This is a genomic window from Arthrobacter sp. Y3224055 (assembly GCF_059090825.1).
The window spans coordinates 45,307-60,250 of sequence record NZ_JBNHGB010000005.1 but is presented as its reverse complement, the minus strand read 5'-3'; the positions used below and the strand labels follow the sequence as shown (position 1 = coordinate 60,250).

The 14,944-nt window shown below is 70.8% G+C and carries 15 protein-coding genes; 14 read left to right on the top strand and 1 reads right to left on the bottom strand.

The features are described 5' to 3' along the window. Positions 1–2: 2 nt before the first annotated feature. From AC5RTY_RS12720 to AC5RTY_RS12685, 8 genes are all read left to right on the top strand, one after another. On the top strand, positions 3–815 hold the full coding sequence (locus tag AC5RTY_RS12720; protein WP_494002415.1) for an ABC transporter permease: 813 nt from the start codon (positions 3–5) through the stop codon (positions 813–815). Continuing rightward, a complete protein-coding gene (locus AC5RTY_RS12715; RefSeq protein ID WP_494026362.1) occupies positions 812–1,864 on the top strand; it encodes a sulfate/molybdate ABC transporter ATP-binding protein in 1,053 nt (350 codons plus the stop codon). Before AC5RTY_RS12720 ends, AC5RTY_RS12715 begins: the two co-directional genes overlap by 4 nt. A gap of 125 nt (positions 1,865–1,989) precedes the next feature. Then, positions 1,990–3,201 carry a molybdopterin molybdotransferase MoeA gene (locus AC5RTY_RS12710; protein ID WP_494026361.1) on the top strand — a complete coding sequence of 404 codons (1,212 nt, stop codon included), beginning with the start codon at positions 1,990–1,992 and terminating at the stop codon, positions 3,199–3,201. Further along, positions 3,198–3,674, top strand: coding sequence for a cyclic pyranopterin monophosphate synthase MoaC (gene moaC / locus AC5RTY_RS12705; RefSeq protein ID WP_494026360.1), 477 nt, complete (start codon positions 3,198–3,200; stop codon positions 3,672–3,674). The genes AC5RTY_RS12710 and moaC overlap by 4 nt, the downstream gene beginning before the upstream one ends. Beyond that, a complete protein-coding gene (locus AC5RTY_RS12700; RefSeq protein ID WP_494002411.1) occupies positions 3,671–4,162 on the top strand; it encodes a MogA/MoaB family molybdenum cofactor biosynthesis protein in 492 nt (163 codons plus the stop codon). The genes moaC and AC5RTY_RS12700 overlap by 4 nt, the downstream gene beginning before the upstream one ends. A gap of 66 nt (positions 4,163–4,228) precedes the next feature. Continuing rightward, complete coding sequence (locus AC5RTY_RS12695; RefSeq protein ID WP_494002410.1) at positions 4,229–4,657, top strand: molybdenum cofactor biosynthesis protein MoaE; 429 nt, start codon at positions 4,229–4,231, stop codon at positions 4,655–4,657. A gap of 16 nt (positions 4,658–4,673) precedes the next feature. Continuing rightward, positions 4,674–5,429 (top strand): 4-hydroxy-tetrahydrodipicolinate reductase, encoded by a 756-nt coding sequence (dapB, locus tag AC5RTY_RS12690; protein ID WP_494026359.1) that lies wholly within the window; start codon positions 4,674–4,676, stop codon positions 5,427–5,429. Beyond that, complete coding sequence (locus tag AC5RTY_RS12685) at positions 5,426–5,932, top strand: tetratricopeptide repeat protein (protein WP_494023815.1); 507 nt, start codon at positions 5,426–5,428, stop codon at positions 5,930–5,932. Before dapB ends, AC5RTY_RS12685 begins: the two co-directional genes overlap by 4 nt. A gap of 5 nt (positions 5,933–5,937) precedes the next feature. Here the strand turns inward: AC5RTY_RS12685 and AC5RTY_RS12680 are convergent, their stop codons facing one another. Next, the gene (locus AC5RTY_RS12680; RefSeq protein ID WP_494026358.1) at positions 5,938–7,122 is read right to left on the bottom strand and encodes a heparan-alpha-glucosaminide N-acetyltransferase domain-containing protein; all 1,185 of its coding nucleotides are present in this window, start codon (positions 7,120–7,122) and stop codon (positions 5,938–5,940) included. A gap of 71 nt (positions 7,123–7,193) precedes the next feature. On the opposite strand from AC5RTY_RS12680, the gene AC5RTY_RS12675 reads away from it, so the two are divergent. The 6 genes from AC5RTY_RS12675 (at position 7,194) to AC5RTY_RS12650 (ending at position 14,904) form a co-directional block, all read left to right on the top strand. Beyond that, positions 7,194–8,036 (top strand): alpha/beta fold hydrolase, encoded by an 843-nt coding sequence (locus AC5RTY_RS12675; protein ID WP_494139630.1) that lies wholly within the window; start codon positions 7,194–7,196, stop codon positions 8,034–8,036. A 132-nt stretch (positions 8,037–8,168) separates the two neighbouring features. After that, entirely contained in the window at positions 8,169–9,080 is a 912-nt protein-coding gene (dapA, locus tag AC5RTY_RS12670; RefSeq protein ID WP_494014173.1) for a 4-hydroxy-tetrahydrodipicolinate synthase, read from the top strand. A 7-nt stretch (positions 9,081–9,087) separates the two neighbouring features. Continuing rightward, positions 9,088–10,779 (top strand): ribonuclease J, encoded by a 1,692-nt coding sequence (locus AC5RTY_RS12665; RefSeq protein ID WP_494026356.1) that lies wholly within the window; start codon positions 9,088–9,090, stop codon positions 10,777–10,779. 75 nt (positions 10,780–10,854) lie between these two features. Continuing rightward, on the top strand, positions 10,855–13,710 hold the full coding sequence (locus AC5RTY_RS12660) for an FtsK/SpoIIIE family DNA translocase (RefSeq protein ID WP_494026355.1): 2,856 nt from the start codon (positions 10,855–10,857) through the stop codon (positions 13,708–13,710). 64 nt (positions 13,711–13,774) lie between these two features. Next, positions 13,775–14,380, top strand: a complete 606-nt coding sequence (gene pgsA, locus AC5RTY_RS12655; protein ID WP_494026354.1) for a CDP-diacylglycerol--glycerol-3-phosphate 3-phosphatidyltransferase — start codon at positions 13,775–13,777, stop codon at positions 14,378–14,380. After that, a complete protein-coding gene (locus AC5RTY_RS12650; RefSeq protein ID WP_494139629.1) occupies positions 14,377–14,904 on the top strand; it encodes a CinA family protein in 528 nt (175 codons plus the stop codon). The genes pgsA and AC5RTY_RS12650 overlap by 4 nt, the downstream gene beginning before the upstream one ends. Positions 14,905–14,944: the final 40 nt, after the last annotated feature.

Here is a 14,944-nt window from a genome sequence, read left to right as displayed (position 1 = left end):
ACATGACGACGACGACGGCGGTGCGCGCCCCGGTGCCCTACTGGGTGTATCCGCTGGCTGCGGCCGGCGCCGTCTTCGTCCTGCTGCCGCTGGCCGGGATGGCCGCGCGCGTGAACTGGCCGGAGTTCCCACGGCTCGTGACCTCCGAGCCGGCGCTGGCCGCGCTGGGACTGAGCCTGCGGACTGCCGCCGCCAGCACGGCCCTGTGCATCGTGCTGGGCGTCCCGATGGCGCTGGTGCTGGCGCGCAGCAGTTTCCCCGGCCAGCAGGTCGTCCGGTCGCTGGTGCTGTTGCCCCTGGTGCTGCCGCCCGTCGTCGGCGGCCTGGCCCTGCTGTATACGTTCGGCCGGCGCGGGCTGCTCGGCGGCACCTTCGAAATGATCGGCATAGAGATCGCGTTCTCCACCACGGCCGTGGTGCTCGCGCAGTCCTTCGTGGCGCTGCCGTTCCTCGTGTTGAGCCTGGAAGGTGCGCTGCGCACGGCGGGCACCAGGTATGAAACGGTTGCGGCGACGTTGGGCGCCAGGCCGTCCCGCGTCCTGCGCACGGTGACCCTGCCGCTGGTGCTGCCCGGGCTGCTCTCCGGGGCGGTGCTGTCCTTTGCCCGGTGCCTGGGCGAGTTCGGGGCCACCCTGACTTTTGCCGGAAGCCTGCAGGGAGTCACGCGCACGCTCCCGCTGGAGATCTACCTGCAGCGGGAAACCGATGCGGATGCCGCGGTGGCGCTGTCGCTCGTGTTGGTGGTGGTCGCCGTCGCGGTGGTGATGCTGGTCCACCGCAGGAGCGGCCCGGGCCGGGCGGCGGGTGTCCCATGAGCCTGGACCTGACCGCGCGGCTGCCGTCCCGCGGCTTCGAGGCGGACTTCAGCGTCGCGGACGGAGAAACCGTCGCCGTGCTCGGCCCGAACGGGGCCGGCAAGTCGACCCTGCTGGGTCTGGTTGCCGGGCTGCTCCGTCCCGCCTGGGGCCGGGCGGAACTGGACGGCAAGGTCCTGTTCAGCGCCGGGCAGCCACAGCCGGACCGCTGGGTGCCCGCCCATGCCCGCGGCGTCGGCCTGCTGGCGCAGGAACCGCTGTTGTTTCCGCATCTGCGCGTCGAGGCCAACGTTGCCTACGGGTTGCGCAGCCGGGGAGCTTCCCGGGCCGATGCCCGCAGGGCCGCCCGGCACTGGCTCGCGGAACTGGAAGCCTCCGGGCTGGCCGACCGTCGGCCGGGTGAGCTGTCCGGGGGCCAGGCGCAGCGCGTCGCGGTAGCCCGCGCGCTGGCGGCCGACCCCTCGCTGCTGCTGTTTGACGAGCCGATGTCCGCCCTGGATATCACGGCCGCCCCGGCCCTGCGCAGGCTGCTCCGCCGGGTGCTGGCGGGGCGGAGCGCCGTCATCGTCACCCACGAGCCGCTGGATGCCCTGCTGCTGGCCGACCGGGTGGTGGTCATGGACGGCGGGCGGATCGTCGAGCAGGGGCCGGTGCGCGAGGTGTTTGCCCGGCCGCGCAGTGCCTTCGCCGCCGGGATGACCGGCCTGAACTTCGTCACCGGCACCGCCACGGAGACCGGACTGGCCGGCGCCGACGGGACGCACTGGAGCGGGGAAGCCGAAGCCGGGCTGCGTCCCGGGGACCCCGCGGCGGCGGTGTTCCGTCCTGCCTCGGTGGCGCTGTTCCCCGACCTGCCGGCCGGCAGCCCGCGCAACGCCGTGGCGGCCACCGTGACCGAACTGGTGCCGCACGGCGGCCTGGTCACGGTCAGGGCCGGCGAGCTGGCCGCCGAGGTCACGCCCGCCGCGGTTTCCGACCTGTCGCTGGCGCCGGGGGAACGCGTGCACTTTGTGGTCAAGGCGGCCGAGGTGTCGATCTACCCGCGCTGACGTCCCCGTCCGGGGAAGCCCCGCGGGGCCGCCCAAGGCCGTCCCCTAGGATGGCAGCAGAACATGCACGCGCGGCACCCTTTCCGGCACCCGGCCGTCGGTTCCGCCTGCGACAAGGAGGGCCAGTGGCACAGAGCGTTGCCGGGCATTGCGCCGTCGTCGAGGAATTGCTCCGTCACGCCGCACGGGACTGCCTCGCCGGGAGCGAGACGGTGGCGCTGGCGTCGGCCCTCGGGCGGGTGCTGGCCGCCGACGTGGCCGCGCCGATGAGCCTGCCGCCCTTCGCGAACTCGCAGATGGACGGCTACGCGGTCCGCAGCGCGGAGACAACCGGCGGGGCGGGGTTCGCCGTGGCCCCGGCGATTCCCGCCGGCTATGCCGCCCCGGCGTTGCCGCCGAACGCGGCCGCGCCGATCATGACGGGGGCGATGCTGCCCGCGGGGGCGGACGCCGTCGTGCCGATCGAGGAAGCGGTGCCGGACTCTTTCCCGGCCGAGGGCGAGGGAGGCACGGTAACCCTGCCGGAAACCGAGGCCGGCCGGTTCGTCCGCGCCGCCGGCAGCGACATCGCCGCCGGCGACCTCGCGCTGGCGGCCGGAACGTTGCTGAAGGCGCCGCAGCTGGGCCTGCTCGCCGCGCTCGGCCTGGCCTCGGCCGACGTGCGGCCGCGGCTGCGGGTGCTGCTGCTGAGCACGGGCGACGAGGTGGTGGCCGCCGGCGCCCGGCTGCGGGCCGGGCAGATCTACGATGCCAACAACACCCTGCTGGCGGCCTCGCTGCGGGAGGCCGGCTGCGAGGTGGTCTCGAGCCGGATCCTGGCGGACTCCGCGCCCGGGTTCCGCCGCCGGCTCGACGACGACCTGCGCCGCCACGGCGCCGACCTGGTGCTGACCTCCGGCGGAATCTCCAAGGGGGCCTTCGAAGTGGTCCGGCAGGCGCTCGAGCCCGAAGGGGTGGCCTTCGCCTCGGTGGCTATGCAGCCGGGCGGGCCGCAAGGCGCCGGCCGGATCGGCGAGGCGGTGTTCTTGGCGTTCCCGGGCAACCCGGTCAGCTGCCTGGTCTCGTTCGAGATGTTCCTGCGGCCGGCGCTGACGGCCGTGCTGGGAGCCCCCGCTCCGCGGGCGGTGCTGCGCGCCCCGCTGGCGGAAGCCGCGGAGTCACCGGCCGGCAAACACCAGGTGCGGCGCGGCCGCTACGACGGCGGACGGGTGCAACTGGTCGGCGGAGCGGGGTCCCACCTGGTGCACGCGCTGGCGCAGTCCAACGCGCTGGTCCACCTGCCCGTGGGGATGGAACGCGCCGAAGCCGGCCAGGACGTGGAAATATGGCTGCTATGAGTGAAGCAGAACGCCTGACCCACGTCCGCGAGGACGGCACGGCGCACATGGTCGATGTCAGCGGCAAGGACGAAACCACCCGGGAAGCCACGGCGCAGGCCGTGCTGATCACCCGCCCCGACGTGGTGGAACTCCTGGCCGCCGGTTCGCTGCCCAAGGGCGACGCGTTGGCCGTCAGCCGGGTCGCCGGGATCATGGCGGCCAAGCAGACGCCGCAGCTGATCCCGCTGTGCCACCCGCTGCCGATCAGCAAGGTCACGGTCGACTTTTTCCCGACCGCGGAATCCGTGCGGATCGAGGCGACGGTGAAGACCCGCTCGGTCACCGGCGTGGAAATGGAGGCGCTGACCTCCGCCTCGGTGGCGGCACTGAGCCTGTACGACATGGTCAAGGCCGTGGACAAGCACGCGGTCATCTCCGACATCAAGGTGCTGGCAAAATCCGGAGGCAAGAGCGGGGACTGGGCGCTGTGAGCGCCAGGACCGCCGGCATCATCGTCGCCTCCACCCGCGCCGCGGCCGGTGCCTACGAGGACGAATGCGCCCCCTTGATCTCCGAGTGGCTGGCCGGACACGGGCTGGCCGCCGGCGTCCCCCAGATCGTCGCCGACGGCGAACCCGTCCGCCAGGCGCTGCGGAAGATGCTCGCCGCCGGGCCCCGGGTGATCGTCACCAGCGGAGGCACCGGGCTGGCCGCCGACGACCGCACCCCGGAAATCACCGCCGTCGCGCTGGAACGGGAATTGCCCGGGGTGATGGAAGCCATCCGCGCGTACGGGCGGACCAAGACCCCGCTGGCCGCGCTGAGCCGGGGCGTGGCCGGGACCGCCGGGTCCACCTTTGTGGTCAACCTGCCCGGCTCTCCCGGGGGAGTGCGCGACGGCCTGGCCGCCCTGGATCCGCTGATCGGGCACATCTGCGCGCAGTTGGAAGGCGACACCGACGCAGGCCATGCCGGCTGACGCGCTCCGCGCCGGTCAACGCCGGCCAAGGGATACTGGAAGCATGCAGCCGATGAGAGGACAACCATGACCAGCACGGTGCTGTACGCCGCGGTAACCGGCGAGGCGATCGACGCGGGCGAAGCTACCGCCGCGGTGGGCTCCGCCGAGTGCGGCGCCGTGGTCAGCTTCAGCGGCGTGGTCCGCAACCACGACGGCGGCCAGGCCGTGGCCGCGCTGTCCTACTCCGCCCACCCCAGCGCCCAGCGCGTGATCGCCGAGGTCGCGGGGCGCATCGCCGCGGACCACGACGGCGTGCGCATCTGGGTGGCACACCGCACCGGCCCGCTGGCGATCGGCGACCCGGCCCTGGTCGCCGCCGTCGCGTCGGCGCACCGCGCCGAAGCCTTCGCGGCCTGCTCGGAGCTGGTGGACCGGATCAAGGAAGAGGTGCCGGTCTGGAAGGAACAGCACTTCGCCGACGGCAGCACCGAATGGGTCGGCATCGGCCAGTAGCGATACGCTGGAGGGCATGACTGAGCAACTTGCGGTGGCCGTGCTGGGCGCCGGCGGACGGATGGGCAGCGAGGCCGTCGCGGCCATCCAGAGCGCCCCTGACCTGGACCTGGTGGCCGCGCTGAAGCGTGGCGACGCGCTGGAAGAGCTGGTGGCCGCGGGGACGCAGGTCGTGGTCGACCTGACCACCCCGGACAACACCGAGGCCAACGTCCGCTTCGCCGTCGAGCACGGCATGCACGCGGTGGTCGGCACCACCGGCTGGGACCAGGCCAGGCGCGACTCGCTGGCGGAACTGCTGGAACAGCATCCCGGAACGGGCGTGCTGATCGCCCCCAACTTCGCGCTCGGTTCCGTGCTGGCCTCGGCCTTCGCCGCCACCGCCGCCAAGTACTTCGAATCGGTGGAGATCATCGAACTGCACCACCCGGACAAGGTGGACGCGCCCTCCGGCACCGCGGTCCGCACGGCGCAGCTGGTGGCCGCCGCCCGCATGGACGCCGGCGTTCCCGCCGGCCCCGACGCCACCACCACGACGCTGGACGGGGCCCGCGGCGCCGACGTGGAAGGCGTGCGCGTGCACAGCGTGAGGCTGCGCGGCCTGGTGGCGCACCAGGAGGTGCTGCTCGGCGGGCCGGGCGAACAACTGACCATCCGGCACGATTCCTTCGACCGCGCCTCCTTCATGCCCGGCGTCCTGCTGGGCGTCCGGACCGTCGCCGGGCGGCCCGGACTGACCTACGGACTCGACGGGTACCTGGAACTTTCATGAGCAACGCCGAACACACGGGCCCCGCAGCGGACGGCGGCAACGGCCGCATCGGCTGGTATGCCCGGCACGGAGCCAAGATCTGGGTCGGCGTGATTATCGTGCTGCTGGTGGGCTACCTGGGAGCCACGCTGCAGCGGGCCTGGCTGATGCTCAGCGAACCCGACCCCGTAGCCAAGGGCTTGGGCATTGCGCTGGTGGTCCTGCCGATCATCGGGGCCTGGGCGCTCAGCCGGGAATTGCTGTTCGGCGCGCGGATGTCCAGGCTGGCCCGGACCCTGGAAGCCGAAGGCGGGCTGCCCGTGGACGACCTGCCGCGCACGCCGGGCGGGCGCATCGTGCGGGAGGCGGCCGACCGGGAGTTCCTGGTGTACCAGGCCGAGGCCGAAGCTGCGCCGGAGGACTGGCGCAGCTGGTTCCGCCTCTCGTGCGCCTATGACGCCGCGGGGGACCGCAAGCGTGCCCGCGAGTCGATGCGCCACGCCATCAGCCTCAGCCGCTCCTAGACCGCTCAGCGGCCACGGCTGCCCGCCGGCCGCAGCGCCTCCCGGGTCAGCCGGGCCGCGGTCGAGGTCACCAGCTCGAACGGTCCCCGCCACCCCAGGGCGAGGAAGGCCATACCCACCGCCACCGCTGCCGCTGCCTGCCACAGATAGGTCGGAAGTTCGGGAGCAGCCGGCGGCAACGCGCTGAGCACCCAGACGTGGGCAGAATAGAGCGTCAGCGTCATGGCCCCGGCGCCCGCCAGCGGCAGCAGCAGCCACGGCAGCCGGGACGTCAGCAGCAGGCACACCGCCAGGACCACGGCCGACGTGCCCACCGTGTGCAGCAGGTCAAAGGTCGTACCGGCATGCGGCGACGAGCCGCCCAGCCACCACCACGAGCCGCGCTGCTCGATCCAGCTCATGTTCACCGGGTACACGAGATCGAAGTCCGGCCGCCGTGCCGCCTCGGTCGCCGCGACCTCCGCGTATCCGCCGAGCCGCTCCATCAGGAACCAGGAACCGGCCTTGGCCGCCACGGCCAGCACCGCGCCGGCAGCCAGCAGCCCCAGTTGCACGCCGGTGCGCTGCAGCTCCAGCCGCCCGATCAGCAGGCCCGCCAGCAGATACCCCAGCCACTGCACCACGGGATAGTAGCCGGTGAGGAAAACATCGCTGAGCAGCGTGGCCGGCGTCAGCAGGTCGTAGACCATGGGGTTGTGGCCCAGCTCGGCCGGCTGCACCGCCGCTTCCGCCCAGGGCCGCAGCACGTGGGCCAGCACCGGCGAGACGACGATCCAGCCGGCCGCCCACAGCGCCAGCACACCGCGGCTCAGCTGCAGGAACGGCAGCGCACACAGGAACAGCACGCCGTAATGGATCAGGATCACCGCGACGTTGACTTCCAGCGCGCCCAGCATCATGCCGACCGTGGCAATGAGCAGCGCACGCACGGCAATGCCCCCGCGGTCCGCGGCCAGGCTCCCGCCCCGGTGGCCGCGGCTGCCGCCGGTGAGCAGCGCCAGCCCGACCCCGGCCAGGACCGCGAACAGCGCCGAGGAGCGCCCGGAGAGGACCAGGCCCACGAAGTTCGGCTGCGGGTCCGTGCCGGCGGTCCACGGCGCAAAGATGTGGGTCGCCATCATGCCCAGCAAGGCGATGCCGCGGGCGGCATCAATCCCGGCGATCCGCGGGCGGGTGGAACCTGGGCGCATGCACCGATAATCTCACAGCGGGCGTGGAGGCGGCTGTGAGACCGGCGGCCGGCACGCGATACCGTGAGGGAATGAACAGGTTGGAGAACGCGGCTGCCGCTGGAGCGGCCATGATGGGATTTGCCGTCAACGGGGAGGACGGCGTGCGGCTGGCCTTCGAGGACACCGGCACCGGGGAGCCACTGCTGCTGGTCCATGGAACCGCCCTGTCCAAGGCCACCTGGCGGGGGCTGGGCTACCAGCGTGCCCTCAAGCCGCGGCACCGGGTGATTTCGCTGGACATGCGCGGGCACGGCCGCAGCGACAAGCCACACGACGTGGGCGCCTACACGATGGAGCGTTTCATGGGCGACGTCGAAGCGGTGCTGGACGCCTGCGGGCTGGAGAGCGTGAACTACTTCGGCTATTCCTTCGGCGCGCGGGTAGGACTCGCGATGGCGGTGTACCGGCGGCAGCGCCTGCGCTCGCTGACCATGCTGGGCGGAACCCACCGGAGCATGGCCGGCCAGGTCGGCAAGCTCTTCTTCCCCGACTACCTGGACGCGCTTGAGACGGGCGGGATGGAAGAGTTCCTCCGCCGCTGGAACGAGCGCCGCGCCGTGCCGGTGGACGCGGCCACCCGGCAGGCCTTTTTGGCCAACGACCCGGCGGCGCTTGCCGCCTACTTCCGCGCCGGCGAAGAGCTGCCCGGCCTCGATCCCCGCCAGGTCCAGCGCATCCGCTTACCCGTCCTGCTGATTGCCGGCAGCGAGGACCACCCGCGCGCCGCGGAGTCGCGCCAGGCCGCGGCCTTGCTGCAGGACGGACACTTTGCCGAGCTGCCGGGCCTGGACCACGCCGGCTGCCTCGCCGCCCAGGACGAAGTGACCGCCTTGCTGACCGGTTTCCTGGGCCGCCTCCCCGCGCCCCGCTGACATGCCCGCCTGCTCCGGCCGCCGGGGCCCGGGCGCAACGGCGGCGGGAGCCGCGGCACGTGACGTGAAGCTCTGTGTCGCGCCTTGTACGCCATTGCCGATAGGACCCGCGGACACGGTAACGTTTTCCCTATGGTTGAGTCTGACGTTCGTGAGTATCCCTTTGGCACCATGGTCACCGCAATGGTCACCCCCTTCACCGAGGAGGGCGAGGTCGACTACGGGAAGGCAGCGGAACTGGCGGACAAGCTGGTCCAGGACGGATGCGACGGGCTCGTCGTCACCGGCACCACCGGCGAGACCTCGACGCTCACCGACGACGAGAACGAGGGCATGTTCCGGGCCGTCGTCGAGGCTGTGGGGGGACGGGCCAAGGTCATTGCCGGGTCCACCACCAACGACACCCGCCACTCGGTCAGTCTCTCCCGGCGCGCCGCCAGCGCCGGCGTGGACGGACTGCTCATCACCGCCCCCTACTACAACAAGCCGAGCCAGGCCGGCGTGCAGGCCCACATCGAGACCATCGCTTCGGCCATCGGCCTGCCCGTCATGGTCTATGACATCCCCGGCCGCGCCGGCATCAACATCGAGACCGAAACCCTGATCCGGCTGGCCGAGCATCCGCTCGTCGTCGCGCTCAAGGACGCCAAGGCGGACTACGCCGCGACCACCCGCGTCCTGGCCGCCACGGACCTCGACGTCTACGCGGGCGACGACGGCCTGACCCTGCCGCTGATGGCGGCCGGCGCGGTCGGCGTGGTCAGCGTGACCGCGCACGTGGCCACCCGCCAGTTCCGGGAGCTCGTCGATGCGGCACTGGCGGGGGACTTCGCCACCGCACGCCGGCTGCACTTCGAACTGGACCCGATCATCCGGGCGGTGATGACACACATCCAGGGCGCGGTCGCCGCCAAGCAGATTTTGAAGTGGCAGGGCGTTCTGCCCAATTCGGTGGTCCGGCTCCCGCTGGTGGAACCGACCGAGGCCGAGCTCGCGCCGGTCCGCGCCGACCTGGCCGAGGCCGGCCTGGCGCTGGGGGTCTGACCGCCCGATGAGCGAGTCCACCATCACCCAGTTGCGCACGCCGCCGCTGCTTGAACCGGGGACGCTCCGGATCGTTCCGCTCGGCGGGCTCGGGGAAATCGGCCGCAACATGGCGGTCTTCGAGATCGACTCCAGGCTGCTGGTGGTTGACTGCGGCGTGCTGTTCCCGGAAGAGCACCAGCCGGGGGTGGACCTGATCCTGCCGGACTTCTCGTACATAGAGGACCGGCTCGACGACGTCGTCGGGGTGGTCCTGACCCACGGGCACGAAGACCACATCGGCGCCGTCCCGTACCTGCTGCGGATGCGGCAGGACATCCCGCTGATCGGTTCCCAGCTGACCCTGGCCCTGGTCGAGGCGAAGCTGGCCGAGCACCGGATCAAACCGCAGACCCTCACCGTCGCGGAGGGCCAGATCGAGCAGTTCGGTCCCTTCGAATGCGAATTCGTGGCGGTCAACCACTCGATCCCGGACGCCTTGGCGGTCTTCATCCGCACCGCGGCCGGCACCGTGCTGCACACCGGCGACTTCAAGATGGACCAGTTGCCGCTGGACGGACGCATCACGGACCTGCGCGCGTTCGCCCGGCTGGGGGAGGAGGGCGTGGATCTCTTCATGGCCGACTCCACGAACGCCGACGTCCCCGGCTTCACCACGGCCGAGAAGGAAATCGGCCCCGTGCTGGAGCGCCTGTTCGGCCAGGTGCAAAAACGCATCATCGTCGCCTCCTTCGCGTCCCACGTGCACCGCGTGCAGCAGGTGCTCGACGCCGCCGCGGCCCACGGCCGGCATGTGGCGTTCGTCGGCCGCTCCATGGTGCGGAACATGGGCATCGCCGCCAAACTGGGCTACCTGAACGTTCCCGAGGGCATCCTCGTGGACCTGAAAAACGTGGAGGACTTCCCGGACGACCGGATCGTGCTGATGTCCACCGGGTCGCAAGGCGAGCCGATGGCGGCGCTGTCGCGGATGGCCAACGGCGACCACCGTGTGCAGGTCGGCGCGGGGGACACGGTGATCCTGGCGTCGTCGTTGATCCCGGGCAACGAGAACGCCGTCTTCCGGGTGATCAACGGCCTGCTCAAGCTTGGCGCCGACGTCATCCACAAGGGCAACGCCAAGGTCCATGTGTCCGGCCACGCCGCGGCCGGGGAACTGCTGTACTGCTACAACATCCTGCGGCCCAAAAACGCCCTCCCGGTGCACGGCGAGACCCGCCACCTGATTGCAAACGGGCGGCTGGCCGAGCAAACCGGCGTGCCCGCCGGGAACGTGCTGCTCGCGGACGACGGATCGGTGATCGACCTGAAGGACGGCACGGCCCGGATTGTCGGCCAGATCGAATGCGGCTACGTGTATGTGGACGGATCCAGCATCGGTGAAATCACCGACGCCGACCTCAAGGACCGCCGGATCCTGGGCGAGGAGGGCTTCATCTCCGTCATCACCGTGGTCAACCGCAGCACCGGCCAGATCGTCTCCGGTCCCGAAATCCATGCGCGCGGGTTCGCCGAGGACGATTCGGTGTTCGACGACATCAAACCCAGGATCATCGCCGCCCTCGAAGAAGCCGTGGTCACCAACATGGACCACACGACCTACCAGCTGCAGCAGGTCGTGCGCCGGGTGATCGGCACGTGGGTGAACAAACGGCACCGCCGCCGGCCGATGATCGTTCCCGTGGTCCTGGAGGCCTGATCCCGCACCCGGCGCAGCCGATCCGCCGGAGCCAAATCCCGCGGATCACGCCGGGCAGCCGGTAACCTAGCCACTATGGCGACTCGTACTTCCCCTGCCCGAAAAGGCACCCAGCAGTCGCGCGGTAAGGCTACAGGCACCACTGCGCGCTCCTCCTCGGGGCGTTCCAGCAAGACCAAGGTGCTCGAGGTGCAGCCCCAGGAAGAGCAACTGCCGCTGCTGGCCCGGCTGATCCAGGGGCTGTGGATGGCCGTGGCGCGTCCGGTGGCCGCGGGCGTCCGGAAGCTGGGCCCCGATGTGCGGCCCGACCCCGCACTGCGCCGCGACGGCACCGGCTTCTTCCTGCTGCTGCTGGCCGGCTGCGTGGCCACCGTCGAGTGGTGGGCGCTCGACGGCTGGTTCGGAGACGCCGTGCACGCCATGGCCGGCGGGACCTTCGGCTGGATGGCGCTGGTGCTGCCCGTGCTGCTGGTGATCATGGCCGTGCGCCTGATGCGCTGCCCGGAGGACTCTCCCGCCAACAGCCGCATCTCCATCGGCCTTATCCTGGCGCTGGCGTCCGGTTCCGGGCTGGCCCACGTGATCGGCGGCCAGCCCGCCCTCGCCGACGGCTTCGATGCCTTGTGGGCGGCCGGCGGCATGGCCGGGTTCCTGCTTGCCGCGCCGCTGGCAGCGGTCAACACCTGGCTGGCGGTGGCCTTCTACGCACTGCTGGCCTTCACCAGCATCCTGATCGTGACCGCCACGCCGTTCCGCCACATACCCATGCGCCTGCGGATGCTCTACGAACACCTGATGGGCCAGGACCCGTCGGCAGAAGCCGGGTACCGGCCGGCCGCCGACGGGCATGACCAGAGCTACCTCTACGCCGACGACGCCCCGGCCAAGGAACCCAAGCCGCGGCGCAAGCTCTTCGGCAAGCGCAAGGCCGAAGAGACCGACGGCGGCGAGGACGAGGGTTTCTTCTTCGACGAGGCGTTCGAAACACCGGTGATCGAGGCCGGGGAGCCGGAGGAAGAAGCCGGAACGGAGCAGGCGGCACCGGCCGTGCCGCCGGGAGTGCGCAGGCCCACCCAGGCCGAGCTCGCCGTCGAAAAAATCAAGCGCAACCAGGGGCTGGTACCCGAAGGCGCCACCGAGGCGCTGCCGGTGCTGCCTGCCGCCGCGCCGGCGGCCGCGGCCCCCATCGTCCCGTCCACCCCGGTCCAGCCGCAGCCGCCGACCACCCCGATCCCGCAGCGCACCGAGCAGTTGCAGCTGGCCGGCGACGTCGCCTACACGCTGCCGCCCTCGGATTTCCTCCCCCCGGGACCGCCCTCGAAGGAACGCTCGGAGGCCAACGACGCCGTCGTCAAGGCGTTGACCGAGACGCTGGACCAGTTCAAGGTGGACGCGAAGGTCACCGGCTTCTCCCGCGGTCCGACGGTGACCCGCTACGAAATCGAGCTGGCGCCGGGCACCAAGGTCGAACGTGTCACCGCGCTGTCCAAGAACATCTCCTACGCCGTGGCCAGCTCGGACGTGCGCATCCTCTCGCCGATCCCCGGCAAATCGGCCATCGGCATCGAGATCCCGAATACCGACCGCGAAACGGTCTCCCTGGGCGACGTGCTCAGGTCCAACAACGCCCGCAAGACCGAGCACCCGATGGTCATGGGCGTGGGCAAGGACGTGGAGGGCGGCTTCGTGCTGGCCAACCTGGCCAAGATGCCGCACCTGCTCGTCGCCGGCGCTACCGGCGCGGGCAAGTCTTCGTTCGTGAACTCGATGATCACCTCGATCCTGATGCGCTCGACGCCGGACGAGGTGCGGATGGTCATGGTGGACCCCAAGCGCGTGGAACTGACCGCGTACGAGGGCGTGCCGCATCTGATCACGCCGATCATCACCAATCCGAAGAAGGCGGCCGAGGCGCTGCAGTGGGTGGTCCGGGAGATGGACACCCGCTACGACGACCTCGCCAACTTCGGCTACAAGCACATCGATGATTTCAACAAGGCCGTGCGCAACGGGAAGGTTGTGCCGCCGGCCGGGTCCAAGCGCGTGATCAAGCCCTACCCCTATCTGCTGGTGATCGTGGACGAGCTCGCCGACCTGATGATGGTCGCCCCGCGGGACGTCGAGGACTCCATCGTCCGCATCACGCAGCTCGCCCGCGCCGCCGGCATCCACCTGGTGCTGGCCACGCAGCGGCCGTCGGTGGACGTGGTGACCGGCCTGATCAAGGCCAACGTGCCGTCACGGATGGCGTTCGCCACCTCGTCGGTGACCGACTCCCGCGTGGTGCTCGACCAGCCCGGCGCGGAGAAGCTCATCGGCCAGGGCGACGCCTTGTTCCTGCCGATGGGCGCCAACAAGCCCATCCGCGTCCAGGGCGCCTGGGTCTCCGAATCGGAAATTCACAAGGTCGTGGAACACGTCAAGGGACAGCTGCAGGCCGTCTACCGGGACGACGTCGCCGTCGAGGCGCCGAAGAAGCAGATCGACGACGACATCGGTGACGACCTGGACGTGTTGCTGCAGGCGACCGAACTCGTGGTCACCACGCAGTTCGGCTCGACGTCGATGCTGCAGCGGAAGCTGCGCGTGGGCTTCGCCAAGGCCGGCCGCCTGATGGACCTGCTGGAGTCCAGGGGCGTGGTCGGCCCGTCCGAGGGCTCGAAGGCACGCGACGTGCTGGTCAAGCCGGACGACCTGGCCGCGACGCTTGCCGCCATCCGTGGCGATGAGCCGCCGGCGGCCGCCCCGGCCGCGGCCGGCGAGGCCGATCCGCTGACGGAGGCGCTGGCGGAGAACGCCAACGCGAACCACGGCTTCGAGGGCCCGCGTGACTTGGTCGCCGAAGACCTGGCCTCCCGGCCGCAGGCGGAGGACTACTACGACGACGACGATTCAGGATCCGAGGACGCCTGGAGCCTGACCGGGCGCTGAGGCGGGCGCCGCATGCCCGCCGGCGGCGGCCGAAGGGCCACGGCGGGCGGGTAGCCTTGAAACCGTGACTGATTCAGTGTCCCGCCCCGTGCCCCTGCTCAATATCGCCAACGTCCTCACCACCGTGCGGATCCTGCTGGTCCCGTTTTTCATCTGGTTCCTGCTGGCCGACGCCGGAGCAGGGCAGGTGTTTCGCTGGCTGGCCGTGGCGGTGTTTGCCGTCGCGATCTACACCGACAAGCTTGACGGCGACCTGGCGCGGTCCCGGGGCCTGATCACCAACTTCGGCAAGATAGCCGACCCGATCGCCGACAAACTCCTGATCGGTGCGGCCCTGATCCTCCTGTCGGTGCTGGGCGACCTGCCGTGGTGGATCACCGTCGTCATCCTGGTCCGGGAGCTGGGCATCACCCTGCTGCGTTTCGTTGTCATCCGCTACGGCGTCATGCCGGCCTCGCGCGGCGGCAAGTTGAAGACCGTGCTGCAAACCCTGGCGATCTTCCTGTACCTCCTGCCGCTGGAGGCGTGGCTCGGATCCTGGGCCGTCTGGGTCGCCTTTGCCGTCATGGCGGTCGCCGTCGTCGTCACCGTCGCAACAGGCATCGACTACGTGGTCAAGGCAGTGGCGCTGCGCCGTGCCGCCCTCGCGAAGCCGCAGGGCCGGCTGTGAGCACGCCCGCCTCGGTGGTCGTAGGGGCCGCCATCGCCCGGAAGGTGACCTTGGCCACGGCCGAATCACTGACGGCGGGAATGGTGGCTGCGGAACTGGCCACCGTTCCGGGAGCTTCGGGCGCGCTCCGCGGCGGCGTGGTGTCCTACCAGAGCCGGATCAAGACGGCGGTGCTCGGCGTCGACGCGAACCTGCTCGAGCGCGAGGGCGCGGTCACGGAAGCGGTCGCCTGCCAGATGGCCGACGGCGCCAGGCGCGTGTTGCAGGCCGACATCGCGGTATCCACGACCGGGGTGGCGGGACCGGAACCGCACGGGGGACGGGACGTGGGAACCGTGTGGATCGGCGTGGCCTCTCCGAAAGGCACGCGCGCCGTCGGATACCGTTTCGAGGGGGACCGCGCCCGCATCCGGCGGCTGGCGTGTGACGCGGCCATCGAGCAACTGGGCCTCGCGATCGACGCCGCTCCCGGTCCCGCCGGCACCGGAGATTCGGGCCCGGGAACAAAAACTTTGATTCAGTAGTTATCAAAGGGTGTCAGCAACTGTTACGTTGTTGGCCTAG

Bases quoted from the DNA above. Each gene is read 5' to 3' on its own strand.
- AC5RTY_RS12675 (WP_494139630.1), top strand. From the start codon at position 7,194: ATGAACAGGTTGGAGAACGCGGCTGCCGCTGGAGCGGCCATGATGGGA.
- AC5RTY_RS12660 (WP_494026355.1), top strand. From the start codon at position 10,855: ATGGCGACTCGTACTTCCCCTGCCCGAAAAGGCACCCAGCAGTCGCGC.
- AC5RTY_RS12720 (WP_494002415.1), top strand. From the start codon at position 3: ATGACGACGACGACGGCGGTGCGCGCCCCGGTGCCCTACTGGGTGTAT.
- moaC (WP_494026360.1), top strand. From the start codon at position 3,198: ATGAGTGAAGCAGAACGCCTGACCCACGTCCGCGAGGACGGCACGGCG.
- dapB (WP_494026359.1), top strand. From the start codon at position 4,674: ATGACTGAGCAACTTGCGGTGGCCGTGCTGGGCGCCGGCGGACGGATG.
- AC5RTY_RS12715 (WP_494026362.1), top strand. From the start codon at position 812: ATGAGCCTGGACCTGACCGCGCGGCTGCCGTCCCGCGGCTTCGAGGCG.
- AC5RTY_RS12685 (WP_494023815.1), top strand. From the start codon at position 5,426: ATGAGCAACGCCGAACACACGGGCCCCGCAGCGGACGGCGGCAACGGC.
- AC5RTY_RS12665 (WP_494026356.1), top strand. From the start codon at position 9,088: ATGAGCGAGTCCACCATCACCCAGTTGCGCACGCCGCCGCTGCTTGAA.
- AC5RTY_RS12695 (WP_494002410.1), top strand. From the start codon at position 4,229: ATGACCAGCACGGTGCTGTACGCCGCGGTAACCGGCGAGGCGATCGAC.
- dapA (WP_494014173.1), top strand. From the start codon at position 8,169: ATGGTTGAGTCTGACGTTCGTGAGTATCCCTTTGGCACCATGGTCACC.
- AC5RTY_RS12680 (WP_494026358.1), bottom strand. From the start codon at position 7,122: ATGCGCCCAGGTTCCACCCGCCCGCGGATCGCCGGGATTGATGCCGCC.